Source organism: Neisseria sp. P0001.S005, assembly GCF_051963715.1.
Window position 1 is genome coordinate 1 of sequence record NZ_JBQCTZ010001120.1, and the last position, 229, is coordinate 229.

Genomic DNA, 229 nt, shown 5'->3' on the forward strand with positions numbered 1-229 from the left:
ATTTATCTGGCAAACAAAGAAACGCTGGTGGTTTCCGGCGCATTTTTCATGGAAACCGCCCGTGAAAACAGCGCAACCGTATTGCCGATTGACAGCGAACACAACGCCATCTTCCAAGTATTTCCAAGGGATTACAAAGGCCGTCTGAATGAGCACGGTATCAATACGATTAACCTGACCGCGTCGGGCGGCCCCTTCCTTAATACCTATTTAATTACATATAACAGCA

The 229-nt window shown here is 46.7% G+C and carries 1 pseudogene; it reads left to right on the forward strand.

What is annotated here, in order from left to right:
* A pseudogene (locus tag ACTHSP_RS24265) lies at positions 1-229 on the forward strand (1-deoxy-D-xylulose-5-phosphate reductoisomerase); the annotation flags it as partial.